This window comes from Chamaesiphon sp. (assembly GCF_041738855.1).
In the GTDB taxonomy this organism is placed as follows: domain Bacteria; phylum Cyanobacteriota; class Cyanobacteriia; order Cyanobacteriales; family Chamaesiphonaceae; genus Chamaesiphon.
Genome location: NZ_JBGSPA010000036.1, coordinates 1 through 2,694, shown reverse-complemented (window position 1 = coordinate 2,694; position 2,694 = coordinate 1). Strand labels below are relative to the sequence as shown.

Sequence of the window (2,694 nt, the reverse complement as noted above, 5' to 3'; positions counted from 1 at the left end):
ACAACGAATCGCACCATCCCAATCCATGCACCGTCTCGATTAAATCGTCGGGGGCACCAGCATCCCGCAACTTTTGGCACAAACCCCGAATGTGGGATTTAATGCTGAGACTGGATTTGCAGTGGCGCGGGGCGGCGGACTTCTGAAGCAAGCAAGCCAGCACCACCGCCGACAACAGCTCAGTTGTAATCTGGTTTTTTGGAAAGTGCCAAACTAGCGATCGAATCCTTAATACTACCGCCCCTAGCTCGATTGGTGAGTTATGAGGCCATTACTAGCCCCGTGGCACCGTTGAAAATGCAGATTAGTTACTTGAGCGAGCGAGATATCGATCGCGATGGACAAGCCGTAATGGTCGAGGATATCCGCAGACAATTAGATTATTCGACAGCCGAGGTGACATTCAATCGAATCGCTCCTATTTTAGCAACAGTCACCTTTGAGTTGAATCGATCTCAAATTCCATCCGACCAAACGCAAATACTAGATCGGATCGGTCGAGTAATGCAACAAAATCCGACATTGCAAATCGAGCTACAATCTGGGCAAACCCCATCGGAAATTGGCACGATCGCTCAGGATCGATCGCTAGCGATCCAGAACTATCTCCAAACTCAATGGCAAATTCAACCCGTTGGCTCCGGTACTCAGAATGAGCGTTGCTATCTTGTTAAAACTGAACTAGCAACCACCCCCACCGTTCGATTGCAGCCAACGATCGAAGTGCTGCAAAATGCCTCGACAACCGACCCCATCAATGCTGGTGAACCAAATAAAAATAACGATTCAAAATCGCATGTACTCTCTACAATTGAGGAGACGATCGGATCTTCCTAAAGGTAGAGAGTCAGCAAGTGCTATCTTGTGTACGATCGAAGGTGGAACTAAAAATTTAGGATCGATATCGACAGCAATATCAAAGGCAATCAGGCTGAAAGTCGATCGTGTCATTGCTCAGGTAAGATTCAAGCTAGAGCGAGAAATAATTGCACATGAGCCAACCCAAACATCACTCAATCTTGGATAATTTCAACAATACCAAGCTAATTCGCTATGTGTTGTTATTTATACTGGGGTGGGCGATCGTTCAAATCGTAGCCTACTTTAGCTCGGTAATTATTATTTTTATATTTGCAGCAATTTTTGCATTCTTACTGAGCTTTCCGGTGCAGTGGGCCGCCCGGATCGTGCCGCGCGGAATTGCTGTTATTTCGGTCTTTTTACTCAGTTTATTAATTTTAGTTGCGATCGCGGCCACAATTGGAACTGCAATTTTTTCACAGACACAGCAGCTAGTCGATCGGGCACCACAATTATTGGAGAGCGCGATCGCTTCTGTCGATCGGCTGATAATATTTCTCCAACGATGGAACATCGATATCGATCTTAGCGAACTTGAAACTCAACTTCGGACTCAAGTCCCCTCTACCGTAGGTTTTGGGTTGACAATGCTACAAAACATCTTCGGAAATTTGCTGGACTTAGTTATTATTGCAGTTGTTGCTGTATTCATGCTACTTGATGGCAAACGATTGTGGAATTTACTCCTGCGAATTTTCCCGCTGGCAATGCGCGATCGCGTTACCGAAGTGGTACGAAAAAACTTCCTAGGTTTTTTCTGGGGCAGATTAATCCTGGTTGTTTTATTTGGTATTTCTATTTATATTGTGTTCCTATTATTAGGAGTTTCTTCTCCATTAGGCTTGGCAGCAATCGTGAGTATATTTGACCTGATTCCGGGGATTGGAGCAACGCTGGGAGTTAGCTTAGTGTCGCTGATTATTTTGCAGCAAGGAGTCTCCCTAGCATTGATTACTTTGGTAAGTTGCATTCTACTCCAGCAAGTTCAAGAAAACATACTCATGCCTAGAATCATGCAAGGATCGATCGATCTCAATCCTGTAGTCATGTTTTTTGCATTGCTCGTAGGTGCGAAGGTGGCAGGATTAATTGGCGTGTTTTTATCGATCCCGCTGGCTGGCATCGCAATCGAATTATGCGGAGTTAGAGAAATGCAACAAGACCACGATTAGCATTGTTAACGATCTCCTCGCTCTAGTTTGTTAGCTCGATCGCGGATATCTCGTAAAAATGCACATACTGGCTGTCCACCGACATCCTCATTGGCTACTGAGTAGGGAAATAGGGGAATTACGAGCAAGGGTTACTCAGTTAAAGTAAGACTCTCTAATTTATACCTTTTGATAGATTTAATATATTGTTCCGTAGCTAAGGATATATGTAAATAAAGTATCATTTGTGGAGTAATTATTATCTCATGAAAGAACAAATTCTGGATGAGGCGAGTAATCTATGAATTTCAAAACAATCGTCTTCTACGGTTCTTACCGACGCGATCGCCAGGGGATCAAAGCCGCCCGCTTCACGATCGATCGACTCCAGGAGAGAAATCATCAGGTAATTTTTGCAGATGCCAAAGAGTATGACTTTGGGATTCTCGATCGCATGTACAAAGAATACGAACAGGGACAAGCCCCTGGAAAAATGGAGGAATTAGCGGAGCATATTAGAACCGCTAATGGCTTTGTCGTAGTAGCTGGAGAGTACAACCATTCCATTCAACCCGGCTTGAGTAATTTGATGGATCATTTCTTAGAAGAGTACTATTTTCGTCCGGCAGGCATCGTTTCTTATTCTGTAGGCGGCTTTGGCGGTGTGAGAGCCGCGATTCAA

3 protein-coding genes and 1 pseudogene are annotated in these 2,694 nt (G+C 44.4%); 3 read left to right on the top strand and 1 reads right to left on the bottom strand.

Annotated elements, in window-relative coordinates:
• Window positions 1-106 (bottom strand): annotated as a pseudogene (locus tag ACEW9I_RS04650) (helix-turn-helix domain-containing protein); the annotation flags it as partial.
• A 92-nt stretch (window positions 107-198) separates the two neighbouring features.
• Here ACEW9I_RS04650 and ACEW9I_RS04645 point away from each other — a divergent pair.
• The 3 genes from ACEW9I_RS04645 to ACEW9I_RS04635 form a co-directional block, all read left to right on the top strand.
• On the top strand, window positions 199-837 hold the full coding sequence (locus tag ACEW9I_RS04645) for a hypothetical protein (protein WP_373539199.1): 639 nt from the start codon (window positions 199-201) through the stop codon (window positions 835-837).
• Between the two features lie 155 nt (window positions 838-992).
• Window positions 993-2,033, top strand: a complete 1,041-nt coding sequence (locus ACEW9I_RS04640; protein ID WP_373539198.1) for an AI-2E family transporter — start codon at window positions 993-995, stop codon at window positions 2,031-2,033.
• A 280-nt stretch (window positions 2,034-2,313) separates the two neighbouring features.
• Window positions 2,314-2,694: NADPH-dependent FMN reductase (locus ACEW9I_RS04635; RefSeq protein ID WP_373539197.1), on the top strand; the 381-nt coding region annotated here is incomplete at its 3' end.